This is a genomic window from Salmonella sp. 32020114201800008SM (assembly GCF_017572025.1).
Taxonomy (GTDB): Bacteria; Pseudomonadota; Gammaproteobacteria; order Enterobacterales; family Enterobacteriaceae; genus Salmonella; species Salmonella enterica.
Genome location: NZ_JAGEQM010000008.1, coordinates 46,356 through 71,531 on the forward strand (window position 1 = coordinate 46,356; position 25,176 = coordinate 71,531).

General features: G+C 51.7%; 22 protein-coding genes. 7 read left to right on the forward strand and 15 right to left on the reverse strand.

What is annotated here, in order from left to right:
- Positions 1-13 precede the first annotated feature (13 nt).
- Positions 14-823 carry a pyrroline-5-carboxylate reductase gene (gene proC, locus J4613_RS19255; protein WP_000412193.1) on the forward strand — a complete coding sequence of 270 codons (810 nt, stop codon included), beginning with the start codon at positions 14-16 and terminating at the stop codon, positions 821-823.
- A 14-nt stretch (positions 824-837) separates the two neighbouring features.
- Here the strand turns inward: proC and adrA are convergent, their stop codons facing one another.
- The 5 genes from adrA to J4613_RS19280 all read right to left on the reverse strand — a co-directional run bounded on the left by adrA (position 838) and on the right by J4613_RS19280 (position 5,364).
- The gene (gene adrA / locus J4613_RS19260) at positions 838-1,950 is read right to left on the reverse strand and encodes a diguanylate cyclase AdrA (RefSeq protein ID WP_063808892.1); all 1,113 of its coding nucleotides are present in this window, start codon (positions 1,948-1,950) and stop codon (positions 838-840) included.
- Between the two features lie 91 nt (positions 1,951-2,041).
- Positions 2,042-2,362 (reverse strand): phosphate starvation-inducible protein PsiF, encoded by a 321-nt coding sequence (gene psiF, locus J4613_RS19265; protein ID WP_000705166.1) that lies wholly within the window; start codon positions 2,360-2,362, stop codon positions 2,042-2,044.
- Positions 2,363-2,713: 351 nt separating this feature from the next.
- Positions 2,714-2,974 (reverse strand): anti-adapter protein IraP, encoded by a 261-nt coding sequence (iraP, locus tag J4613_RS19270; RefSeq protein ID WP_001518423.1) that lies wholly within the window; start codon positions 2,972-2,974, stop codon positions 2,714-2,716.
- 296 nt (positions 2,975-3,270) lie between these two features.
- Complete coding sequence (locus J4613_RS19275) at positions 3,271-4,482, reverse strand: multidrug efflux MFS transporter (RefSeq protein WP_000446768.1); 1,212 nt, start codon at positions 4,480-4,482, stop codon at positions 3,271-3,273.
- A gap of 168 nt (positions 4,483-4,650) precedes the next feature.
- Entirely contained in the window at positions 4,651-5,364 is a 714-nt protein-coding gene (locus tag J4613_RS19280) for an extensin family protein (protein ID WP_000480794.1), read from the reverse strand.
- Positions 5,365-5,441: 77 nt separating this feature from the next.
- Here J4613_RS19280 and ddlA point away from each other — a divergent pair, with 77 nt between their 5' ends.
- Positions 5,442-6,536, forward strand: a complete 1,095-nt coding sequence (gene ddlA, locus J4613_RS19285; protein ID WP_020999994.1) for a D-alanine--D-alanine ligase — start codon at positions 5,442-5,444, stop codon at positions 6,534-6,536.
- 25 nt (positions 6,537-6,561) lie between these two features.
- On the opposite strand, the gene J4613_RS19290 is transcribed toward ddlA, so the two are convergent.
- Positions 6,562-6,777: a DUF2754 family protein gene (locus tag J4613_RS19290; RefSeq protein WP_001239240.1), complete on the reverse strand. Its 216-nt coding sequence runs from the start codon at positions 6,775-6,777 to the stop codon at positions 6,562-6,564.
- Positions 6,778-7,044: 267 nt separating this feature from the next.
- On the opposite strand from J4613_RS19290, the gene J4613_RS19295 reads away from it, so the two are divergent.
- Positions 7,045-7,353 (forward strand): YaiY family protein, encoded by a 309-nt coding sequence (locus tag J4613_RS19295; RefSeq protein WP_000763139.1) that lies wholly within the window; start codon positions 7,045-7,047, stop codon positions 7,351-7,353.
- Positions 7,354-7,390: 37 nt separating this feature from the next.
- Here the strand turns inward: J4613_RS19295 and yaiW are convergent, their stop codons facing one another.
- Positions 7,391-8,485, reverse strand: coding sequence for a surface-exposed outer membrane lipoprotein YaiW (gene yaiW, locus J4613_RS19300; RefSeq protein ID WP_023222115.1), 1,095 nt, complete (start codon positions 8,483-8,485; stop codon positions 7,391-7,393).
- A gap of 14 nt (positions 8,486-8,499) precedes the next feature.
- Positions 8,500-9,720 carry a peptide antibiotic transporter SbmA gene (sbmA, locus tag J4613_RS19305; protein WP_000477024.1) on the reverse strand — a complete coding sequence of 407 codons (1,221 nt, stop codon included), beginning with the start codon at positions 9,718-9,720 and terminating at the stop codon, positions 8,500-8,502.
- Positions 9,721-10,066: 346 nt separating this feature from the next.
- Between sbmA and ampH the strand changes: the two genes are divergently transcribed.
- On the forward strand, positions 10,067-11,224 hold the full coding sequence (gene ampH, locus J4613_RS19310; RefSeq protein ID WP_111742433.1) for a D-alanyl-D-alanine-carboxypeptidase/endopeptidase AmpH: 1,158 nt from the start codon (positions 10,067-10,069) through the stop codon (positions 11,222-11,224).
- A 44-nt stretch (positions 11,225-11,268) separates the two neighbouring features.
- On the opposite strand, the gene iprA is transcribed toward ampH, so the two are convergent.
- Entirely contained in the window at positions 11,269-11,892 is a 624-nt protein-coding gene (gene iprA / locus J4613_RS19315; protein WP_000950242.1) for a hydrogen peroxide resistance inhibitor IprA, read from the reverse strand.
- Positions 11,893-11,977: 85 nt separating this feature from the next.
- Positions 11,978-14,800, reverse strand: coding sequence for an autotransporter outer membrane beta-barrel domain-containing protein (locus J4613_RS19320; RefSeq protein WP_079951164.1), 2,823 nt, complete (start codon positions 14,798-14,800; stop codon positions 11,978-11,980).
- A gap of 512 nt (positions 14,801-15,312) precedes the next feature.
- Here J4613_RS19320 and hemB point away from each other — a divergent pair.
- Positions 15,313-16,287 (forward strand): porphobilinogen synthase, encoded by a 975-nt coding sequence (gene hemB, locus J4613_RS19325; protein ID WP_000130731.1) that lies wholly within the window; start codon positions 15,313-15,315, stop codon positions 16,285-16,287.
- A gap of 106 nt (positions 16,288-16,393) precedes the next feature.
- Here the strand turns inward: hemB and prpE are convergent, their stop codons facing one another.
- The 4 genes from prpE to prpB form a co-directional block, all read right to left on the reverse strand.
- Positions 16,394-18,280, reverse strand: coding sequence for a propionate--CoA ligase (gene prpE, locus J4613_RS19330; RefSeq protein WP_001524001.1), 1,887 nt, complete (start codon positions 18,278-18,280; stop codon positions 16,394-16,396).
- A 40-nt stretch (positions 18,281-18,320) separates the two neighbouring features.
- Positions 18,321-19,772, reverse strand: coding sequence for a bifunctional 2-methylcitrate dehydratase/aconitate hydratase (locus J4613_RS19335; RefSeq protein WP_063916556.1), 1,452 nt, complete (start codon positions 19,770-19,772; stop codon positions 18,321-18,323).
- 39 nt (positions 19,773-19,811) lie between these two features.
- Positions 19,812-20,981: a 2-methylcitrate synthase gene (gene prpC / locus J4613_RS19340; protein WP_000132746.1), complete on the reverse strand. Its 1,170-nt coding sequence runs from the start codon at positions 20,979-20,981 to the stop codon at positions 19,812-19,814.
- Between the two features lie 122 nt (positions 20,982-21,103).
- On the reverse strand, positions 21,104-21,991 hold the full coding sequence (gene prpB / locus J4613_RS19345; protein WP_000052221.1) for a methylisocitrate lyase: 888 nt from the start codon (positions 21,989-21,991) through the stop codon (positions 21,104-21,106).
- A 265-nt stretch (positions 21,992-22,256) separates the two neighbouring features.
- Here prpB and prpR point away from each other — a divergent pair, with 265 nt between their 5' ends.
- Complete coding sequence (gene prpR / locus J4613_RS19350; protein ID WP_000205277.1) at positions 22,257-23,882, forward strand: propionate catabolism operon regulatory protein PrpR; 1,626 nt, start codon at positions 22,257-22,259, stop codon at positions 23,880-23,882.
- Between the two features lie 135 nt (positions 23,883-24,017).
- Here prpR and yahO read toward each other — a convergent pair whose 3' ends face one another.
- Positions 24,018-24,293 carry a DUF1471 family periplasmic protein YahO gene (gene yahO / locus J4613_RS19355; RefSeq protein WP_000848026.1) on the reverse strand — a complete coding sequence of 92 codons (276 nt, stop codon included), beginning with the start codon at positions 24,291-24,293 and terminating at the stop codon, positions 24,018-24,020.
- Positions 24,294-24,524: 231 nt separating this feature from the next.
- Here yahO and J4613_RS19360 point away from each other — a divergent pair, with 231 nt between their 5' ends.
- Positions 24,525-25,157 carry a LysE family transporter gene (locus J4613_RS19360; protein WP_000433131.1) on the forward strand — a complete coding sequence of 211 codons (633 nt, stop codon included), beginning with the start codon at positions 24,525-24,527 and terminating at the stop codon, positions 25,155-25,157.
- Positions 25,158-25,176 lie beyond the last annotated feature (19 nt).

A 25,176-nucleotide genomic window follows, 5' to 3' on the forward strand; every position in this document is an offset into this window, starting at 1 on the left:
AGGGAGTGACGAGATGGAGAAGAAAATCGGTTTTATTGGCTGCGGTAATATGGGCAAGGCTATTCTTGGCGGACTGATTGCCAGCGGTCAGGTACTTCCCGGCCAGATCTGGGTCTATACCCCCTCCCCCGATAAAGTCGCCGCCCTGCATGATCAGTACGGCATTAATGCGGCGCAAAGCGCGCAGGAGGTCGCTCAGGTCGCGGATATCGTTTTCGGCGCGGTAAAACCGGGCATTATGGTGAAAGTGCTCAGTGAAATCTCCTCCAGCCTGAACAAAGACTCGCTGGTGGTCTCTATCGCCGCAGGCGTAACGCTTGATCAGCTTGCGCGCGCGCTGGGACACGACCGTAAAATCATTCGCGCTATGCCGAATACGCCGTCGCTGGTCAACGCAGGAATGACCTCCGTCACGCCCAACGCGCTGGTCACACCGGAAGATACGGCTGATGTGCTGAATATTTTCCGCTGCTTTGGCGAGGCGGAAGTGATTGCTGAGCCGATGATCCATCCGGTGGTTGGCGTGAGCGGATCTTCGCCGGCCTATGTCTTTATGTTTATCGAGGCGATGGCGGACGCAGCAGTTCTTGGCGGTATGCCTCGCGCTCAGGCTTATAAATTCGCCGCGCAGGCCGTCATGGGATCGGCGAAAATGGTACTCGAAACCGGAAAGCATCCCGGCGAACTGAAAGATATGGTGTGCTCGCCTGGCGGAACGACGATTGAAGCCGTACGCGTTCTGGAAGAACGTGGCTTCCGCGCTGCGGTAATAGAAGCGATGACGAAGTGTATGGAAAAATCAGAGGCGCTCAGTAAATCCTGAAGCCCGGCTGGACGTCATGCCGCCACTTCGGTGCGGTTACGTCCGGCATTCTTTGCTTTGTAAAGCGCCATATCCGCAGACTTTAACCATTCCCGATAATGACCGATTTGTGGCGTTAACGGCGCCACGCCCACGCTGATACGTAACATGACCTGCGGCGCGCCCGGCAAGCGTAAGGTATTTAGCCGTTCATGCACTCGCGACATGGCGGTAATCGCGCTGTCTGCCGGCGTTCCGCACATAATCACCGCAAATTCGTCGCCGCCAAAGCGCCCGATAATATCACTCCCGCGTAGCGTTATCTGTAATTGACGCGTCAGGGCGATAATAGCCTCATCCCCAACATCATGTCCCCAGGTGTCGTTAATGCTCTTAAAATGATCGATATCGATAATCAACAATGTCGCCTCCCGATGGTGGCGTCGGCTGTGATCGAATTCATTACGTAATAAAATTTCCCAGTGGCGTCGGTTATAGACGCCGGTCATGCCATCCCGCGAACTCATCGCCTGCAAGCGTCGCTTATGTTCCGCTAATTTAATGGCCGTTTGATAACTTACCCAGGCGAACAGAAGCGGATACAACATAATGACGGGCAAAGAGAGCGTGACTTCCAGCGACGAGCTTCGCATCGCGACAGGTAGCCCGGTAAGCTGCAACGTCACCAGACATGACGCCAGCAAAAGGCCCATTCCGACAGTGAATAGCCGCCGCCCGCCAGCCCCCATCAGATTCATGCTCATCATCATAAACAGCGCGGCGGCAGGCAACATATTGACGCCCATCAGCGCGATCCACATGCCGGAGAGGATCGCATCCACTTTCAGGTTGTAAATTTCCTGGCGTAGCGGATCAAGGGCTTTCGCCGCCCACTGCCACGCCAGATGTGGCCAGACAAAAGACCAGCCGACCAGTAATAACCACCAGCCGCCAAAGACAGGTTGCGTCACTAACACGGCGGCCACCGGTAAAAACATCCCCCCTAACCCCACCGCACGCGGTAGCCTGATGCGCCGGGCGAAGCGCAACCCGGAGCGCTGACGATCATCAGAAGGGTCAGGCGGCGCTACCGCCTGCTCAACCGCTTTTCGGTAAAAATTTTCATCATTCATTATTTTTGGGAACATTTAGAAACAATTTTCCCAAATTATAGAAACAGAGCGCATGGAGGGAGTATGAAATTTCGGGTGAGTGTTTTTCAGGGCTCACCCGATAGCACTACGCCGCTTTTTTCAGGCAGGCGCTCATAAACTTACTACGGTCATCGCCTTTCAGGGATTGTTCCGTCGCCTGAACATTGCATTCACGCATTTTCTGCTGTTGCGGCGTCAGGCTTTTCTCTCCAGGGCCTGACTGGCTGTTTTTTAGACAGTCGCTAAGGTAAGTTTTACGTGCATCGCCTTTCAACGCTTGCGCTGTCGCCTGCTGATTACAGGTCGTCATGCGCTGCTGTTGCGGTGTTAACGGTTTTTCGGTTGCGCCGACGGCGGTTAAAAAGACCAGGCCAAAAAGTAAAGTCACCAGTAATGTTATTTTCATAGCACCATCCTTTTGTCAGTGTACACATTACACGTTGTCCCTTTGGGAAATATCCCAGGGACTTTATATAAGTCTGGCTGTTACTGGCAAAAATACCACCCGGCTGTAAAAGTATTACTTACCGTTAGCAATAGATGTTTTATTGATTGACAAACCGTAGGCTAATGTGCAATTCGATTATCCACAGTTACACTGGCAGGATGCAGAAGAACAGCGCATAACGTTACACTGTTATTACCATAGCCGCTTCGTTTTTATTTTGCTCTGTATTACCCAGAAGAAAATAAAAACGAAGCGGCTATGTTATTTCATAAAAGTAACGTTATAACAACTGTGTTGTTTTAAATACGATTAGTGCCGGGGGTGTCTCAGCAACTTTTTTACATATTGGCGCAGCAATTCCGTATCGTGATCAGGAACGCTGGCATCCGGCTTTACGCCTTCAAGTGCCCCCTCTACCTGACGTATCAACATCTCCTGCTCGTTTTGCGCCATGTTACGTAACATTGCTGTGACGATAATCTCTAACGCTTCTACCTGAGCAACCAGTTCTTTCGACTCTTCTTCTTTTTGGGCTAGCTTAAGCAACAACTCTGCTATGAGATTTTTCATGACCATATTTCCTTATTAGTTCCAGGGTGACGTTATCACTATGAAGAACCACTGCCTAGAGGCTGAAAGTACTATTTTTATGATACAGGAAGAACTTTACACAAATAATTATCACTGTCGCCGCAGCGAAACGTTTCTCAGACCGAAAACGAGACGATAATAAACCATCAAAAAACAATAATCACGCTATATCATAATTTAAGGTTATGCCATCTATAGAAAAACTTCACGGATAAAGAATATATCTTTTAATTTAAACCATATCGTAACGGCAGAAGCGCCGTTACGATGCACCGCTATTGGCCTTTCGCTTTTTGCGCGTTACGCCGACGACGTAACGCCAGGGTCAGTTGCCCGATATTGATCAACACGATCGCCGCCGTAGCGATAAAAACCCAGCGGAAACCGGCCATCGCCGATACCGTCGCGCCCATCAACGGCCCAACCACGTTGCCCAGGTACATAAATGACTGGTTGTAGCCAAAAATACGTCCGGTAATTTGATCGCTGGAGTATTTCACCAATAACGTTTGTACGGCGGGTAACATCGCGCCATCGGCAAAGCCCAACAAGAAACGCAACAGCCCCAACTGGAACGGCGTGGTGACCCAGGACATCGCGAAGAAAAGCAGCACTGCGCAGATAAGCGTGGCCATCAGAATTCTTTCCGTGCCGATTCTGTCGCCAAGTTTTCCCAGGCGAGGCGCGGAGATAAGCGCAGAGATACCGGGCACCGAGGCAATTAACCCGCTAAGAAAGGCGATGTTATTACTGTCCGGCATCATTGATTTGATAAACAGCGCCAGGATTGGACTGATGGAACCATTACAGAGTTGAATGACCATCGTGGTAAAAAACAAACTGATCACCAGCGCAGGATAAGGTAACGACGCAAAAACGGCTTTACCGCTCAGGCGTTCGCTTTTCTTGATGACCGGACGCACGCCTTCTTTAATTAAAAATAGCGTGACCAGAAAGCTCACCACCAACAGCATGGCAGTAATCAGAAATACCGCCCGCAGCCCGATATGATCCGCGACAAAGCCGCCCATTAACGGCCCGCCGATAACGCCGCTGATCTGCGCGGTAGAAAGCGTACTGAGCGCCCAGCCGCTACGTTCGCGCGGTACCTGAGAGGCTACCAGCGCCATAGCATTGGGGATATAACCTGACGTTAACCCCATGATTCCGCGCAGCAGGAAAAGTTGCCAGACATGGGTCGCGAATGCCTGCAGTAGAATAGCTATCGCCATCCCGAGCGACGCGCGCAATAGCATCAGTTTACGCCCTTTGCGATCGGCGAGACTGCCCCACATCGGCGACACAATGGCGGAAATAAGAAACGTGATGCTAAACGTTAACCCGGACCACATTGATAACGCTTCATGGGAAGAGACGCCAAGCTGGGAAATATACAGGGGTAAAAATGGCAGGATTTGGCTGATTGCCAGCCCGGTAAAAAAACATCCAAACCAAACGGAAATTAGATTAACTTTCCAGGATTCCATAAGACTCGTAACGGTAAGTAGCTGAAAATACGCGTTAGCTTAGCAAGTTCTCTTTTTCCTGGTGGTTCCAGAGGTGCGATACGTCACACTTTGCTATTTTGTCTCCCCGTTCATCATTTTTGTGAAACATATCACATTATATAGCCGCGCAAGGCAGACGTTTATGCTTTAACGACACACGCCGTAGCCCCGCATTCCAAGATGAAAATGGTTAGCATGAGCAGCGTTATAGTCAGGCCCGAGCCCATTGCCATAATAATGGCAACTGGCGTTTAACATAGCGCGTAACCAGGGCCCCGTCTCCTGACGCCCCCAGCCGCGCAGAACAGTGATTTTTCGGCCATCTGATAGCTGAAACCCGCTGACATCCAGCGCTTCTGCGCTGGCATGTTCACTGCGACGCGCATCCGGGCGGTGATAAATATTACGGCAGGCATAGCTGCCCAGATGTTCGATGCGGGTCAGGCGGCGCTTCATCCACGTTTCTGTTAAAGGTTTTGCCTGCTGTTCGACAAACAGCGCGGAGCGCAGCGCCAACGGGCAGGAGGCTAAAAAACTGCTGCTCAGTTTGACCTGGCCAAAATCTCTGACGCGCACAACATGGGACAAGGGACATTCACCAGCGCTATCCGCAACAGGTTGTGATGAAATTAATCCCTGTTGATTGGCCGCCGTCAACAGCTCCCGGCACTGCGACGGCGTAAGGCGCTGTAGTTTGAAGGTCGTGATCCAGCCTGGCGGATCGGCAAGTTGTAGCGGAGCAAAAGGATTATAATAAGAGGGAAGATAACGATATCCCAGCCCGCCAATGCCGCCCAACAGCACAATAATCAGAAAACCCTTACCTCTCACGCGGCCTCCGTTCTCACATCCCATAAACATTATGGCAGAACCCCGCGAAACCCGCGTTTTGTCGTGGTAATGTATACGCTTTGCATTCGATGGAATGGGTTTTTAAGATGGCGAAATTGCGGGTAGGAATAGTATTTGGCGGTAAGTCGGCGGAACATGAAGTGTCTTTGCAATCAGCGAAAAATATCGTTGATGCGATCGATAAAACCCGCTTCGACGTGGTGCTGTTAGGGATAGATAAGGCGGGACAATGGCATGTTAACGATGCGGAAAATTATTTGCAGAATGCAGACGATCCGGCACATATCGCGCTACGTCCTTCGGCAATCAGTCTGGCCCAGGTGCCTGGCAAACATCAACACCAATTGATTAACGCCCAGAACGGGCAGCCGCTACCGACGGTAGATGTTATTTTTCCTATCGTCCACGGTACGCTGGGCGAAGACGGCTCATTGCAGGGGATGCTGCGCGTCGCAAACTTACCGTTTGTCGGTTCAGACGTGCTGAGCTCCGCAGCCTGCATGGATAAAGACGTCGCCAAACGACTGCTACGCGATGCAGGACTGAATATCGCCCCGTTTATTACACTCACCCGAACGAATCGTCACGCGTTTAGTTTTGCCGAGGTTGAATCCCGTCTGGGACTGCCGCTGTTCGTTAAGCCCGCCAATCAGGGCTCTTCGGTCGGCGTCAGTAAAGTCGCTAACGAAGCGCAATATCAGCAGGCGGTCGCGCTGGCTTTCGAATTCGATCATAAAGTGGTGGTGGAGCAAGGGATCAAAGGGCGCGAGATCGAATGCGCCGTATTAGGTAACGATAACCCACAGGCCAGTACCTGCGGCGAAATCGTACTGAACAGCGAATTTTACGCCTACGATACTAAGTATATTGATGATAATGGCGCACAAGTTGTCGTGCCTGCGCAGATCCCTTCCGGGGTGAATGACAAGATCCGCGCAATCGCGATCCAGGCTTATCAGACACTGGGATGCGCGGGTATGGCGCGTGTCGATGTCTTCTTAACGGCAGACAATGAGGTCGTGATTAACGAGATTAATACGCTGCCAGGTTTTACCAATATCAGTATGTATCCAAAACTCTGGCAGGCGAGCGGATTGGGCTATACCGATTTGATCAGCCGCCTGATTGAGCTGGCGCTGGAACGCCATACGGCGAATAACGCCTTAAAAACCACGATGTAATACCGCACGCCCGATAGCGCAACGTTTATCGGGCGTCTTTTACCTCATCATCTTCGCGCCGGCGAATAATGAACCCCGCCAGCCAGAAGCTAATAATCCACGTTACCAGCCCAACACCATAGGTTTGCCATCCTTTCGCCTCAAAACCCAGCAATCCTACGACGCCATTCAAAATAAAGATAAGGCCAATAGAGAAGGCATAGTAGTGCCAGTCACGACGAATTTTTACAGGCAAACGCATAACGACTCCGACGTATTAACAGTAACAAAAACGTATTTTTGCATACTTCTGGCGAGCGAGTCTGTGGGGGATACGGAATTTCTTAAATGTTAATTGATTTTGATAAAAGTGATCGTTTTGTGACAACTAACAAAAATTTACGCGATGGATACATTCCGTATGTGAAATTACCATGATTCTGATATTGACAAACACAATGACCTGTCAGACTTCACAGTAAGCCGATGGCATAACGCCAGATCGTAGCCGATCATCCTGGAGGTCTTTATGGCTGATTTCACTCTCTCAAAATCGCTGTTCAGCGGGAAGCATCGAGAAACCTCCTCTACGCCCGGAAATATTGCTTACGCCATATTTGTACTGTTTTGCTTCTGGGCCGGAGCGCAACTCTTAAACCTGCTGGTTCATGCGCCGGGCATCTATGAGCATCTGATGCAGGTACAGGATACAGGTCGACCGCGGGTAGAGATTGGGCTGGGCGTCGGGACGATTTTTGGCCTGGTGCCCTTCCTCACGGGCTGCCTCATTTTCGCCGTTATCGCCGCGTTTTTACGCTGGCGTCACCGTCACCAATAAACCTTAGCGCGCTGGAGAAAGTATCCCAGCGCGAAATTTATCGCCCCATACACCGCGCCCGCCGCTCATCAACTCGTTTAGCAAACCAGGCGGTCGTCAGCTTACGCGTGATCTTCGGACTTTCCAGTTGAATACCGGGCAACATTTCCCGCGCAAGCGTCTTGCCCGTTTTGGCCTCGGCCAGTTTATAGACTTTCTTGTAGAGCGCCGTTTTTTCAAACGCCAGGCTATCGCCTTTCTCCAGTTGGCTGCGAATTTCACGCTCACTCATTCCCAACTGCCCTGCCAGTTTGCGTACCGCTAACTCTGTTTTGCCCGGTTCCTTGCTGTTATAACGAATCAGATCGCCATCCAGCGCCAGTTTTACCCCACTGGCTTTACTGACGGCATTCTGGAACGCAGCGTTACGGCTGGCGTACCATCCCGCGTTGAAGTCGGCGAAGCGGAAAACAGGCGCGCTGTAGTTCGCCGGGTAATTCAGCAAATGGTAAGTTCCAAACCACAACCCGCCACGGCGCGTAAAGACCTCCTGACGTACCGTACCCGCCATCTTCCACGGATAACCTTTCGCGTGCTGTTCGGCAAAGGCAATGCTGACCTGCATCGGGCCGCCCGTATGCACCGGGTTATATGAGCCAAATAGCGTCTGCCCCATAGGAACCATATTGATAAAATCATCAAAAATAGCGCTAAGCTGTTTTTCGGTTTTTACCGTGTCCAGGCGTTCGCTATAGCTCTTGCCGTTGGGGGAGTTAATTTTCAGCGCGGTGTGCACCAGAAACAGCGGGATGTGTAGTCGTTCAGCGCGGCGATCAATCTCCTGCCAGGCGATTTTACTTAGCCCCGGCACGACAGGATCCGCCTGATAACCGGACTCCTGCTGGGCGACAGCCAGCACCGAACAGATATTTTCTACCGTCGGCGCCAGCCCCTGGCTCTTAAACGTTGTCGCGATATCTTTCGCCCAGGCCTCTCTGTCTTTGACACTGGCTGGCATTTTCTGACGTACTACGCTTGCCACGTCGACAGGCTTCTCGCCCTTGCTCACCGGCTGCCCGGATTGACTACTACAGCCAGCCAACATGGCGACCGCCAGAAAAGGCAGAGGATAAAGACGGGACGCCGCCGACATAACGTTTCCTTCTGTTAGCTAAAAGAGTGGGTCACTTCCTGAACTGGCTGACCATCCAACTGACGTTCAAAGCTACGTAAACGTTTATAAATAGACATCAGCTCCACCAGCGTCGTCCAGGAGTTAATCAAATACTGGAACGAACCGCGCACCTGGCCAAACACGTTGGTGATTTGCGTCATCAGCCCCAGCGTAATCGTACCGGCAACAATGGAAGGAAACAGCAGGAACAAACCGAAAACGTTATCGACCTGCAAATAGAGAATGCGCGCGATGTTGAAATACATATAGTGAAAGTAGAGACGGAAGTAGTTATGGCGCACCGCGCTAAACAGTTCACGGACGGTGGGCGGCGTGGCGCGGCTGGCGTCATCTTCACCGTAGACCAGCTCCTTACGATAAGCTGCTTCCACTCGCTGATTTTTAAATTCCAGCCCCGGCAATTTGATCCCGACGACCGCCAGCAGGCCCGTCCCCATTAATGACCAGACTATGGCGGCAATGACCAGGCCGTAAGGGATATGTCCTACGATGGGTAAATTCGGCACATGCGCTGACAGGGTGACTAACACCGGCAGAAAGGCGATAAGCGTCATGATGGCATTGATAAAACTCACGCCCATATTCTCCAGTGTAGAGGCAAAACGCATGGTGTCTTCCTGCACACGCTGGGCGGCCCCTTCGATATGGCGCAGGTACTGCCAGTGCGCCATATAGTGCTCATTCATTGCGGTACGCCAGCGAAATACATAGTGGCTGACAAAGAAGTTGTTCAGCACGCCGATCACCACGGCGATAAGCGCAATACCGAGAAACACCCCCACTTCATGATAAAATTGACCAAGAGTGACCTTGTGCGGCGAGCTGAGCGCCGTTTGAATCAAATCATAGAACGGCGCGTACCAGGCGTTAACCGCGACGCCAACCTCCACCAAAAACCAGGTGACAAAAATAATGAGCGAGGTGCCAAGTATCGACCAGTACTGCCAGCGGTGCGGGCTATAGATGAACCAGAACGTTGCAAATAATCCCACGCAAATCAGGTAATAAGCATAAAAAATCAGATAGTCCAGCGACCAAAAGCGCGCTGCGCTGATAGGCACTTCATCGGATGCCCCTACAAGTCGCGCCACCCAATCTCCTCCTCCCGCCTGCCAGAAAATGACGGCGATCAGCGCCCAAACAAACGCCGACATGAAAAACGGCCCTGGCTTTGGGAAAAAAGATTTAAACATCATGCTCTCCTGCTAACTTCTTATCTTTATTACGGCTGCTGTGACGGCGGCAATAGCACGCCATGCCCACGCAAATGAAAGGGCTAAACCAGGCATTGTGACCTACGTTGTGACGCTTAGTTCGCATTTCTGCTCAACAGAATTGTTTCGACGAGTTTCATACACAGCAGGCACGCTGACGCTATCAGGTTATCACAAGCGCTCTATCACAAAAGTAAACATTCTCCATCACGAAAACCCGCCGTTACGTTTTTTCACCCACTTTTTTCTCTTTAACGTTTTGCAATGTGCCGCCGGGTAGTATAAATACGCATAACCACCGTTATTTCACTTATGGACATCACCGTTGAAACGTAGTCTGCTTTTTACTACCATGCTGTTTGCGGCATCACTTACTTCTGTCCAGGCGGCTCAGCCGATTGCCGATCCGGTTTTTGCCTCTGATATCGTTGATCGTTATGCCGAGCATATCTTTTATGGTAGCGGCGCCACAGGCATGGCGCTGGTGGTGATCGACGGCAATCAACGCGTGTTTCGTAGTTTCGGTGACACCAGACCGGGCAATAATGTTCGTCCACAGCTTGATTCGGTCATTCGTATCGCTTCTATCACCAAGCTCATGACCAGTGAAATGTTGGTAAAATTGCTCGATCAGGGAACGGTAAAATTAAACGATCCTCTCAGCAAATATGCGCCTCCCGGCGCGCATGTCCCGACGTATCAAGGCACGCCGATTACGTTGGTCAACTTAGCGACCCATACCAGTGCGCTTCCGCGAGAACAGCCCGGCGGCGCGGCGCATCGTCCGGTATTTGTCTGGCCAACCCGCGAACAACGCTGGAGCTGGCTCTCCACAGCAACGTTAAAAGTCGCGCCCGGTTCACAGGCGGCCTATTCCAATCTGGCGTTCGACCTGTTAGCCGACGCGCTGGCGACCGCCTCCGGCAAACCTTATACGCAACTGTTTGAAGAAAAGATTACCCGCCCGCTGGGAATGAAAGACACCACGTTTACCCCCTCTCCCGATCAGTGTAAACGTCTGATGGTGGCAGAAAAAGGCGCAAGCCCCTGTAATAATACGCTGGCTGCCATTGGCAGCGGCGGGGTCTATTCTACGCCAGGAGATATGATGCGCTGGATGCAACAGTATCTGTCTTCAGATTTTTATCACCGTAGCCATCAGGCCGATCGTATGCAAACGTTGATTTATCAGCGCACACAGTTAAAGAAAATCATCGGGATGGACGTACCGGGTAAAGCCGACGCGCTCGGTCTGGGCTGGGTCTATATGGCGCCAAAAGACGGACGTCCTGGCATTATCCAGAAAACAGGAGGCGGTGGCGGTTTTATTACCTATATGGCGATGATCCCGCAATATAATATTGGCGCTTTTGTGGTCGTAACCCGTTCCCCCCTCACTCGTTTTACCAATATGAGCGACGGGATTAACGATTTGGTTACTGAGCTAAGCGGCAATAAACCGATTGCTATTCCTGCATCCTGAGTCGTCGCGCCTCGCGCTATATCAGACGAGGCGCAACATTTTTGTTAATATTCGGAGGGCAAACGGTTAATACTGATCAGTTTGCCTTTATTCATTTCAATGTAATTACCCTTACGCAGGGCCGCGAGAACTTCCGCCACCACCGATCGCGATACGCGCGTTCGTTGATGAATATAATTCATAACACCAATACGTGAGCGAAGTTCTTCATCCCACTCAATCATTGTCATTAATGTCGCACGAATTTGGTCGTAGGAATTATTACCAATGAGCTGCTTGTCACGAAGTTCCAGTACCTGACTTTTCCATACTATCCAACAGAAGGCTTCACGCCACAGTTGGTTCTGCTCAATGATGGCGAGAGTTTGTGATGATGAGAGGCGATAACCGATGCAACCGCTCTCCGCAATTAATTTATATTGTGCCTCTTTTTTCGCCACACCATCGGCTAAGCCGAAAATAAAGGGGGCCTGCACAATACCAATAAGAACTTTATCACCCCGAACTAACGAAACAACCCCCTCTAAAATAACAAAGGTATGGGTATTACTTTCATCAGGTGAACAGATAATCTCTTTATCGTTAACAAACTCGAAACGCGTACCATGCTTAGAAAGGCATTTATCGAGTCTGTAGAATTCCTGTAGTGGCTTGCTTAAAGATAACATATGCATTCCTTGCAATAATGCCCGTCAAGTCCTTGACGGGCATTTTTCAGTTTAAATTACCTTTATTTCTCCTGAGAGAAAATGATTACCAGGTATATTTAACACCAACGTTTGCAGACCAGTCTTGATCAACATCACCGCCGCCGAGGTAGTTAGCATCGGTGTAGGCACTGAAGTTCTTCGTGAAGCTGAACTGAGTACCCAGACCAACACGTACCGCAGAACCTTCTACGCCGTTGTCGATAGAGTCGCCGTTTACGTCAGCATCGTTGTTGGAGTCGTCGTAAACGTAAGCCAGTTTGAAGTACGGGGTCAGCGCCTGATCTTCGCTGTAAGTGAAGGTATAACCTGCATCTACACCGAGTTCATAACGCATGCTGTCGTAAGACTGACCGTCAACTTTCATGTCGTTGCTCAGCTGGTAGTCATCGCCAGACTGGAACAGACCGGATACGCTGCCGTAAGGCGTTACGTAGCCTGCATCACCCAGCTTCAGATCATAACCCAGTTTCAAGCCGAAGCCCCAGGCGTCAGAAGAGGTGTTGCCGTCAACGTAAGTACCGTCGCTCATGTTAGCAGACAAATCGTTGTTGAAGTGAGAGTAGCTCAAGTTACCATCAACAAAGATGTTGTTTGCGAAACGAGCGGAAGAGTAGATGTAGGCAGACTGGCTGTCCTGATCCACCTGACCGGTACGATCGCTCAGATCGCCTTTCGCGAAGCCTGCTGCCGCACCAACGATCCACTTAGCGTTGTTACCGTCAACTTTGGTATCAACACCGACCATGATGCCATTAACATCCTGATCGTAGTTAATGGTGCCGTTGTCGCCGTTGAAGTTACCGCCGAAGTAGCTTACCCATGCGCCGCCGTTATCCGCCAGACCATGACGAGCGTTGGTCAGACGAGTACCAACGGTGTCTTGTTCCAGGTTCCAGATATTGGTGTTCGCAGAAGGAATGCTCAGCGCCATGTTAGCGTAGTCGGTCAGTTCCATCTGCTGCAGAACAACAGAGTTATCCTGCTGCTGCGCCTGATAGGTGTAAGCGCCGAGGTCAGCTTTGTTAGCTGCAGTAAAGCTAGCAGTAGTGTCAGCGTTATCGTCATAAACACGGACAATTTCTTTATCTTTGTAATCAGCAACAGAACCTGCACCAGTAGCGTTATCAATGCGGACTTTATAGTTACCTGCAACGTCCCCATTAACCGCCAGATGACCATCAGAGTTCAATGCAACCACACCGTAGTCATAATTAGCATCGTAAACGTCGTTGGTAATATAACGTGCGTTGTTCAGATCAGAGTTCAACACATAATCACGGCTGGCGACATTCAGTACGCCACCATCAGTCAAAATCACATTATGTGTATCAACCTGACCCAGACCCAGGTTCAGCTGGGCACCATTATCAACAGTAATGGTATTAGCATACAGAGAAGCGGTCTCTTCTGTCAGAGAAGCGGTACTGTAACTATCCAGATACAGACTATTTGTCGCCACACCACCGGTGTCACCAATGTTCAGAGAAGAAGAATTAGCCAGCGTAATGCTGTCGGCGATTAAACCAGAGTTTTCAACATTTACCTGAGAGACATTATTCACTGTCAGGTCGTCAATATTGGAAATCTTGCGAGTATCCCATTCAGAGCCGTTATCCAGCGCAATATTAAAGATACCGCTCTGATAAACCTCTGCGCCAGCAAGGTGCTCATCATCAGAATAGTAAGTTGAAGACGGCCAAATGCTGTTTGGTACTAAAGCATGCCAATCAGCATCGGTATATCCCCAACCGTACATCTTACCAGTGCCGATTGCCTCAACTTCAGATTGAGCCGCGCCAACCCATTTCGAGCCATTGGTCAGCGTCACGGTTAAAGAGTCAGTATCATCCCAACCATTCGTTGTTGGATTATAGACACCATCATCCGTAGTATCCGTTGCAGGATCACCATTCTCATAGAAGTTGTTGTCGAAGGTGCTACTAAAGAGAATGTCACCAGTGATAGTGGAATGATCAAACGTAGCGGTAGTCTGCATTGAGTTGTCTGCGTTAGTATTATCGCTAACAATTAACGCGGCATCATCAAGGGGATCATCATCATTGTAGCTAAACCAGTAATCTGCAGTGCCATTGTAGTCGCTTGGCTTCTCGCCCTGACCGTAGAAACCATCAGTTCCCAGATCGCTATAGGCACCAGAAGTCAGGACAGAGTCTTTAACAACCAGTGTGTTAGTGAAGATATTATCGCTATTCGCTATACCTTCAACATTATCATACGGGGTATTATCAAGCGTCTGATAGCCCTGTAAGAAAGTGATACCTGCAACATGAGAGTTATTCTGAATGACGATGTCTGACTCTTCATCAACAGTGATAGCATTACCAATATCGTAAGTATCAACAACTTTAGTCGTGGTGGTATCGCCATCAACAACATCATAATAATAATGTTCATAGGTATCGTTGATAGTTGAATTATCAACGGTCAGGCTAAAACGATCGTATTGAGTATGATTCGTACCATCTTCATCGACACCATCATCACATTCATCAGTCATGCACAGAGTAGTAACCATGCCATTGATTGTGCTGTTAGAAATGGACATTGAGTTCGCTGTACCATCAAAACCATCGTCCAGATAGTATGCAGAAATAACGCCATTCACAGTACTTTTATTGATTACTGGATAAATATCGGCATTCCAGATGTTGGTAGAATCAGCAGAAGTGTTATTCCAGTTTACATAGCCATCATACAACCAACCATCATGGTTAGTTACACTGTCGTAACCAAACGTGTTGTAGGTTGTGCCAGAAATATCTTGAGCATTCGCCTGAGAAGTGATTGCCAGAGTGCAAGCCAATGCTAATTGTGAGACTACAAGTTTCTTTTTCCAGGAGTGCATTTGTCATCCCTCCTCAGGGACGTAATATAGTTGATCCATCAATTATCAATGCATAAAAACATAGAGATGTTTAGCAAGAAGGATTATGCGGCGTCATTGCTAAAAGGTTCAATTATTCTTTATCCTCAGTCCGGATTCGGACATGAATTAAAAAGACGTAATAAAAGGAAATTTTATAATTAAAAAGCATTCTTTTTCATGACCTTACAAGAAAACAAAAAAACAAAATACATATAAGATAAATATGAATTAAAGAAAAACAAAATAAACATGAATAATGTTGAAACCCACATTTACTTAAATGACGATGAAATAAAACTAAAAACAACGTAAAACTAATTCTTATTTAAAATGATATAGTGCCTGAGGTATTAATCTCCGGTATATAAAAGAAGCGCCATGTTCTGCCGCCGCCGGGGCTGCGCCTGCTACGTTAAGGACCGTTTTCGTAAAACATCTGCCTGCAGATTCAGGTATACTGGGCCTTCGATTCCACAAACATCAGGCAGACCATGACAGACCTTATCCATCGCCCTCGCCGCCTGCGCAAATCCGCTGCGCTGCGCGCTATGTTTGAAGAGACAACACTTAGCCTGAACGACCTGGTGTTGCCGATCTTTGTTGAAGAAGAACTCGACGATTACAAAACTATTGATGCCATGCCCGGCGTAATGCGTATCCCGGAAAAGCAGCTGGCGCGAGAGATTGAACGTATCGCAAATGCTGGTATTCGTTCCGTTATGACCTTCGGCATTTCTCACCATACTGATGACACCGGCAGCGATACCTGGAAAGAAGACGGCCTGGTGGCAAGAATGTCCCGCATCTGTAAGCAAACCGTGCCGGAGATGATCGTCATGTCCGACACCTGCTTCTGCGAATACACCTCGCACGGCCACTGCGGCGTGTTGTGCGAACACGGCGTGGATAACGATGCGACGCTGGCCAACCTCGGCAAGCAGGCCGTTATCGCGGCGGCGGCTGGAGCAGATTTTATTGCGCCCTCCGCGGCAATGGATGGACAAGTCCAGGCTATCCGCCAGGCGCTGGATGCCGCCGGTTTTACCGATACGGCAATAATGTCCTACTCCACCAAGTTCGCCTCTTCTTTCTACGGCCCCTTCCGTGAAGCAGCGGGCACCGCGTTAAAAGGCGACCGCAAGACGTATCAAATGAATCCGATGAACCGCCGTGAAGCGATTCGCGAATCACTGCTCGACGAAGCCCAGGGCGCGGATTGCTTAATGGTGAAACCGGCCGGCGCGTATCTGGACGTGCTGCGTGAAATCCGCGAACGCACAGAGTTGCCGCTTGGCGCTTACCAGGTGAGCGGTGAATATGCCATGATTAAATTTGCTGCTATGGCTGGCGCCATCGATGAAGAAAAGGTCGTGCTGGAAAGTCTGGGCTCGATTAAACGCGCCGGCGCCGATTTGATTTTCAGTTACTTCGCGCTGGATCTGGCTGAGAAAAATATTCTGCGTTAATTCTGTTACAGGGCGGCGCGCTGCCGCCGCCCTTTCCCGACTTTACACCCCACTATTCAGTCGCTGAGCCTGACCCGTTGCCGGACGCGGCTTATCCGGCTTACGGCTATTCCTCGATCGCCTGGCGAATTTGCTGCAACGACGCGGGATCGTCAATGGTTGTCAGATCGCCCGGATCGCGGCCTTCGCAGATCGCCTGGATCGTGCGGCGAAGCATCTTTCCGGAACGCGTTTTGGGGAGCTGCGAAACAAACCAGACATGCGCCGGACGACCAAAGTGACCGATCTGGTTATCCACCAGCGCCATAATCGCGTTTTCCTCGTCGCGCGCCGCCTCGCGATCCGCCAGCGTATCGCTCTGCTTCGGAATGACAAACGCCACCGCCACCTGCCCTTTCAGAGCGTCCTTTATCCCCACCACCGCCACTTCCGCTACGTTCGGGTAACTGGAGATACTTTCTTCTATTTCTCGCGTCCCCAGCCGATGACCCGCAATATTAATCACATCATCGGTACGGCCCAGAATAAAGTAATACCCCTCGGCGTCGCGGATTCCCCAGTCGAAAGTGGCATAAACCTGACGGGTAAACAGCGACCAGTAAGTCTTCACAAAACGCGCATCGTCGCCCCAAATAGTCTGAATACAGCCCGGCGGCAGCGGCCCCTCGATCACCAGCATCCCCTTTTCATTTATGCCGCAAGGTTCGCCGGTGACTTCATTGAGTAGCTGGACGTTATAACCGTACATCGGCACGCCGGGACTTCCCAGACGCGACGGCCTGTCGTCCAGCGCGCGGGCCAGCGCCATGATCGGCCAGCCGGACTCCGTCTGCCAATAATTGTCGATAACCGGCACACCCAGCGTCTCCGTCACCCAACTGGCCGTCGGCTCGTCCAGCGGCTCACCGGCCAGATAAAGCGCCTCCAGCGAGGAGAGATCGTGATTGCGGATTTGCGCCGTCGGGAATTTTTTCAGCACGCGAATCGCGGTCGGGGCGGAAAACATCCGGTTAACCTGGTATTTCTCGACAATTTTCCACCAGACCCCGCAGTCCGGGTACGTCGGCAGTCCTTCATAAACAATAGTCGCCATGCCTGCCAGCAGCGGCGCGTAAACAATATAGGAGTGGCCGACGACCCAGCCGATATCCGATGCGCAAAAGAATACGCCGCCCGCCTTGCCGCCAAAAATGGTGTCCATCGAGGTTGCCAGCGCCACCGCATAACCGCCGACGTCGCGCTGGACGCCTTTCGGTTTGCCGGTAGTGCCGGAGGTGTAAAGAATGCACGAAGTTTCATTGGATTCCAGCCACGCCACCGGCACTCTCGCGCCGAAATGCTGCTGGCGCAACGTGGCAAAATCCAGATCGCGCCCATCCACCCACGCCATTTTCGCCAGCCCTCTGTCCACCAGCAGAACGTGTTTCGGCTGATGCTGCGCCTGCGCAATAGCGTCATCGAGCAGCTTTTTATACGGCAGGATTTTACCGCCCCGCGCTCCGGCATCCGCCGACACAATCAGCGCCGGTCTGGCATCGTCAATGCGCGCCGCCACGCTGTGCGAGGCAAAACCGCCAAAGACCACCGAATGGATCGCGCCAATGCGCGCGCAGGCCAGCAGCGTTATCTGCGCTTCGGCAATCATTGGCATATAGACCAATACGCGATCGCCACGCTGCACGCCCAGCGACAGCAACATGGCGGCCACAATGTTGACCTCGTCATACAACTGGCTGAAGGTAAATGTACGCTCTTCATCGGTCTCTGATGAGACGGCAATCAGCGCCAGCGCCTCCGGCTGTTTATCCCGCCAGCGGTCAACGGCGTTATGACATAAGTTAGTGGTGCCGCCGCAAAACCAGCGGGCAAACGGTGGACGGCTATGATCCAGCGTCTGCGTAAACGGCTGTCGCCAGTCGATACGCCGGGCCTGCTCGGCCCAGAACGCCTCCGGTTCGTTAATGGAACGCTGATAAAATTCGCTAAAAGACATCACGCTCTCCTGTTGAACTTACGCCTTACTGCTGGCTGGCTCAGATGACATATAAATCGAGGTATTCGTTAACCGGCATCTGCTCCAGGCGGGTTCTGTCCAGGGAGACATCCAGAATGCGTTGCTGCTGGCGAGTCGGGAACTGACGCGCCAGGTTAATTTTAAATTTTTCGATAAGCTTCGGAATACCGTCGGCGCGGCGACGCGCATGACCAATCGGATACTCAACGACAACCTCGCCAAAGCGTAAGCCATCAGTAAACTCTACGGAGATCGCATTGCCGATAGCACGTTTTTCCGGGTCGTGATAGTCGGCGGTAAAAGCCGGGTCCTCATAACACACGATTTTCTCGCGCAGGGCGTCAATACGCTTGTCCTGCGCCACCTCGTCTTCATAATCCGCCGCGGTTAACCGTCCGAACAGCAACGGCACGGCGACCATATACTGGATACAGTGATCGCGGTCCGCCGGGTTATTGAGCGGGCCTTTTTTATCGATAATGCGAAGACAGGCTTCGTGGGTGCGGATAGTCACTTTCTCGATATCCGCTGCCGTTTTGCCCGCGGCCTGCATCTGCTCATACAGCGTCATCGCCGCTTCGACGGCGGTTTGCGAGTGGAATTCTGCCGGGAAAGAAATTTTAAATAGCACGTTTTCCATCACGTAGGAGCCGTAAGGGCGCTGGAAACGGAACGTTTCACCTTTGAATGAAACGTCGTAGAAGCCCCAGGTTTTGGCGGTGAGCGCCGAGGGATAGCCCATCTCGCCGGTTTTCGCCATCAGCGCCAGACGTACCGCGCGTGAGGTAGCGTCGCCCGCCGCCCAGGATTTGCGCGTACCGGTATTCGGCGCATGACGATAAGTGCGCAACGACTGCCCATCCACCCACGCCAGCGATACCGCGTTGAGGATCTCATCGCGCGTCAGCCCCAGCATTTCAGCGACCACCGCGGTCGAGGCCACTTTCACCAGCAGCACATGGTCAAGCCCGACACGGTTGAAGGCGTTTTCCAGCGCGATGCAGCCCTGAATTTCATGGGCTTTGATCATCCCGCTCAATACCTGTTTCATGGTCAGCGGCGCTTTGCCGGCGGCGACGGCGTTGCGTGACAGCCAGTCCGCAATCGCCAGAATACCGCCGAGGTTATCAGAAGGATGGCCCCACTCGGCGGCAAGCCAGGTATCGTTAAAATCGAGCCAGCGGATCATCGCACCAATGTTAAAGGCTGCCTGTACCGGATCGAGCTGGAACTGGGTGCCCGGCACGCGTGCGCCGTTGGGCACCACCGTGCCTGGCACGATTGGCCCAAGCAATTTTTTACAGGCCGGGTATTCCAGCGCTTCCAGACCACAACCGAGCGTGTCGAGCAGGCAATAATGCGCGGTGTCGTACGCCACCTTTGAGGTGATGTCGTAGTTCATCACGTAATCCACGATATCGACGATTTCACGGTCAAAGTCTGGGCGGATGTTCAGTTCTTGGGTAGACATAGGGTACGTTTCCTGCGTTTTATTTTTAATAAGAGTGAGTTAGCAACGATCGTCTATCGAGACAAACGGACGATCTTCCGGCCCGGTATAGTTGGCAGAGGGACGAATAATTTTGTTGTCCTGACGCTGTTCAATAATGTGCGCCGCCCAGCCGGTAACGCGGGCGATGACAAACAGCGGGGTGAACATTTCGGTAGGGACGCCCATCATGTTGTAGGAGACCGCCGAAAACCAGTCGAGATTCGGGAACATCTTTTTGGTCTCCCACATCACCGTTTCCAGACGGTCGGCGATGTGGTACATCTTCAGCGAGCCGCCTTCTTCTGAAAGCTGTTTCGCCACCCGTTTGATCACCTGGTGGCGCGGGTCGGCGATGGTGTAAACCGGATGTCCAAAGCCAATCACCACCTCTTTGTTTTCCACGCGTTTACGGATATCCGCCTCTGCCTCGTCCGGCGTTTCATAACGCTGTTGAATTTCCAGCGACACCTCATTCGCCCCGCCGTGTTTCGGGCCGCGCAGCGCGCCAATCGCGCCGATAATCGCGGAGTAGACATCCGAGCCGGTTCCGGCAATCACCCGGCTGGTAAACGTCGAGGCGTTGAACTCATGCTCGGCATACAGCACCAGCGAAATATGCATCGCCTTTTCCCAGCTTTGGGTTGGCTTTTCACCGTGCAGCAGATGCAGGAAATGGCCGCCGATGGAATCATCGTCGGTTTCCGGCTGAATACGTTCGCCGTTGTGGCTGTAGTGATACCAGTAAAGAAGGATAGAGCTGAGCGAGGCCAACAGCTTATCGGCAATATCGCGCGCGCCGGAGACGGTATGTGCCTCTTTTTCCGGCAGGGTGCAGCCCAGCGCGGAAACGCCGGTACGCATCACGTCCATCGGGTGCGAGGCCGCCGGTAACGCTTCCAGAACGGTACGGACATTGGCGGGTAATCCGCGCAGCGCTTTTAATTTGCTTTTATACGCGTTCAGCTCGTCGCGGGTCGGTAATTTTCCGTGGATCAGTAAATGCGCGACTTCTTCAAATTCGCAGTGCTCCGCCAGATCGAGAATGTCGTAACCGCGATAGTGCAGATCGTTACCGCTTTTTCCCACGGTACACAGAGCGGTATTTCCGGCAGGTACGCCGGAAAGCGCGACTGATTTTTTAGGCTTAATGACATGCGTGTTGTTTTGCAGGATCGTCGTGTCTGTCATATTGTCCTCGTCATTATTGTAATGTGTAGGGTATTGAGGCGTGTAGGCCGTACCGTAGGCGGGATAAACGTAGTGCCATCCGGCATTGCCTGATGGCGGCTTCGCCTTATCAGGCCTACAGGCTACGATTTTTTATTCCTGTACAGCGCGTCCAGCTTCTCTTCGAACTGGTAGTAATTGATGCTTTCGTACAGCTCGTTGCGGGTCTGCATGATGTCGATCACGTTCTTTTGCGTCCCTTCCTGGCGCAGCACGGTATAGACTTTTTCTGCGGCGCGGTTCATGGCGCGAAACGCCGACAGCGGATAGAGCGCCATCGCCACGTGTGCGCTACGCAACTCGTCGGTCGTAAACAGCGGCGTCGCGCCAAACTCAGTGATGTTGGCGAGGATCGGCACCTGCGCCACGTCGGCGAACTGGCGGTACATCGACAGTTCGGTGATCGCCTCCGGGAACAGCATGTCTGCCCCCGCGTCCACGTAAGCCTGCGCGCGATCGAGAGCCGCCTCCAGCCCTTCCACCGCCAGCGCATCGGTACGCGCCATGATCACAAAGTTCGGATCGGTGCGCGCATCCACTGCCGCCCGAATTCGGTCTACCATCTCCTCTTTCGAGACGATCGCTTTGTTTGGACGGTGTCCACAGCGCTTAGCGCCAACCTGGTCTTCAATATGCAGCGCGGCGGCGCCCGCTTTGGCTATGGACTTTACCGTCCGCGCGACATTAAAGGCGGAGGAGCCAAAGCCAATATCCGCATCCACCAACAGCGGCAGCGGGCAAACATCCGTGATGCGCCGGATATCGGTTAACACATCATCCAGCGTCGAAATCCCCAGATCCGGCAGTCCGAGCGAGCCCGCCGCTACGCCGCCGCCAGAAAGATAGATAGCCTGATACCCGGCCCGTTGGGCCAACAGAGCATGGTTGGCATTGATAGCGCCGACAATTTGTAATGGATTCTCTTTAGCGAGCGCGGCGCGAAATGCCTGCCCCGGCGAATGTAAAGACATATCTCGTCCTCATGTTAGTAAATTGTTACTCAGAATGTATTCACCAAAGCAAAGGCTATGCCAGGCAAAGAGGCAGCGAGAAAATTAAATACAATGAGATTTAAAAACAGGCAATTACAGTAATGCCTGTTATGAATAAGCGCGATTAAGGGAAAAGAAAAACGTGTCAGCTAACGTTTCATGAAACGAATCGCTCTGTTTCATTGCAACATTTATGAAACACGTTTAAAACAAAAAATCGCCCCTTAAAGATGAACCTACTGCGATGACGACTGCTCACAGCGCTCCGCGCGATAATAGCGATAAACCGGTGATCTGGACGGTCTCCGTAACGCGTCTGTTCGAACTGTTTCGGGATATCAGCCTGGAATTCGATCATCTGGCGACCATCACGCCTATTCAACTCGGCTTTGAAAAGGCGGTGACCTACATTCGCAAAAAACTGGCGACCGAGCGCTGCGACGCGATTATCGCGGCGGGTTCGAATGGGGCCTATTTAAAAAGTCGCCTGTCAATACCGGTGATCCTCATCAAGCCCAGCGGATTCGATGTATTACAGGCGCTGGCGAAAGCGGGAAAGCTCACCTCGTCTATCGGTATCGTGACCTATCAGGAGACCATTCCGGCTTTACTTGCCTTTCAGAAAACGTTTCACCTCCGTCTTGAACAGCGAAGCTATGTCACCGAAGAGGACGCGCGCGGGCAAATTAACGAACTTAAGGCCAACGGTATTGAAGCCGTCGTCGGCGCGGGATTAATTACCGATCTGGCGGAAGAAGCGGGAATGACCGCCATCTTTATTTATTCCGCGGCGACCGTTCGTCAGGCTTTCCATGATGCGCTGGATATGACCCGTCTGACACGGCGACAGCGCGTGGATTACCCATCCGGCAAGGGATTACAAACCCGGTATGAACTGGGCGATATACGCGGCCAGTCGCCGCAAATGGAGCAGCTCCGCCAGACGATTACGCTCTATGCCCGCTCCCGTGCGGCAGTGCTGATTCAGGGGGAAACAGGGACCGGAAAAGAGCTGGCGGCGCAGGCGATTCACCAGACGTTTTTTCACCGCCAGCCTCACCGTCAGAATAAGCCATCCCCTCCCTTTGTCGCCGTCAATTGCGGCGCGATTACCGAGTCGTTGCTGGAAGCGGAACTGTTTGGTTATGAAGAGGGTGCGTTTACCGGTTCACGACGAGGAGGCCGGGCGGGGCTATTTGAAATCGCACACGGCGGCACGCTGTTTCTGGATGAAATCGGCGAAATGCCCTTGCCGTTACAAACCCGACTTTTGCGCGTACTGGAGGAAAAAGCCGTCACTCGCGTCGGCGGACACCAGCCGATCCCGGTGGATGTCCGGGTGATCAGCGCTACGCATTGCGATCTGGATCGGGAGATAATGCAAGGACGTTTTCGCCCCGATCTCTTTTATCGCCTGAGTATTCTGCGTCTGACGCTTCCTCCTTTGCGCGAGCGGCAGGCTGATATTTTGCCGCTCGCGGAAAGCTTTTTAAAACAGTCGCTGGCAGCGATGGAAATTCCGTTTACCGAATCGATACGTCATGGATTGACACAGTGTCAGCCGCTTTTGCTGGCCTGGCGCTGGCCCGGTAATATTCGCGAACTGCGTAATATGATGGAGCGCCTGGCGCTTTTTTTAAGCGTCGATCCCGCGCCAACGCTGGACAGGCAATTTATGCGGCAGTTATTACCTGAGCTTATGGTGAACACAGCAGAGCTGACGCCTTCAACCGTGGATGCGAACGCGTTACAGGATGTACTGGCGCGCTTTAAGGGCGATAAGAGCGCCGCGGCGCGTTATCTGGGGATTAGCCGCACCACTCTGTGGCGTCGTTTAAAAGCTGGTGCCAAAGACCAGTCGGATAATTAAGACAAATGACCGCGTCCTGAATGCCTGATGGCGCTACGTTTACTGCAGGCCGTCATCCGGCAAAACGGATGCCGGTTGCCAGGAATAAATATACCCGCCGGAAACCCAGGCGGGTATTTTTATGATGCAACGCTTTTATTTCTTTTTATAAATATCAGCCGTACCATGAATTTTATTTTCTGTCTGCCCGGACGTCAGCACCACCACATCCGCCCCTTTTTCATCCGCCTTTTTGATTAAATCTTCTCTGGCGTCCAGCGGCGACATTTCCCCGGTGGTGGAAATCGTGCCAATTTTCGTGTATTCGGAGGCGACTTTATCAAAGTCCGTTTTTTTCATGATTTCTGCGGCATAAACGTTTGTCACGACAAACGCTAATGCGCCAAGCATAACCTTGTAGCCAGTTTTCATAGCAAAACCCTCGTTTTATTATTACGCCATCATCGCTTTATCAGAACAAAAAGGCCGTTCGGACTGATTAAATAAGTAGTGTAGATTGCTGGAAAAATCCAGTCAGCCCCCGCTCAGTCGGCGTAACAACGCGGATTAAAACGCCCCTGCTTTGTGATCTCACTCGCAATCATCTGGTTTGACTATTAATAAGATGAACGTTATTTCTTGAGGCTATGGGAAGAGTTGTCTATGGAGCCGTTTCATGCCGTTGTGCTTACCGTCAGTCTGTTTGTGTTAACCTTTTTTAATCCCGGCGCGAATCTGTTTGTGGTGGTGCAAACCAGCCTCGCATCAGGACGCCGGGCGGGAGTCATCACCGGCCTGGGCGTCGCCACGGGAGACGCCTTTTATTCCGGGCTGGGGCTTTTCGGTCTGGCGACGCTCATTACGCAATGCGAAGCGGTATTTTCTCTTATCAAAATTGTCGGCGGCGCCTATTTATTATGGTTCGCCTGGAACAGTATTCGCCACCAGGCGACGCCGCAAATGAGCACGCTCCAGACGCCGATTGCCGCCCCGTGGACAATTTTCTTTCGCCGGGGATTAATGACCGATTTATCCAATCCGCAAACCGTACTGTTTTTTATCAGTATTTTTTCCGTAACGCTTAGCGCAGAAACGCCCACATGGGCAAGATTAATGGCCTGGGCCGGAATTGTGCTGTCATCCGTTATCTGGCGTATTTTTCTCAGCCAGGCCTTTTCGCTTCCCGCAGTCCGCCGCGCTTATGGGCGTATACAGCGCATTGCCAGCCGTGTTATCGGCGCCATTATCGGGATGTTTGCGCTCAGACTTCTCTATGAAGGCGTGACGCACCGCTAATGTTTGTCCGGTAGCCTTT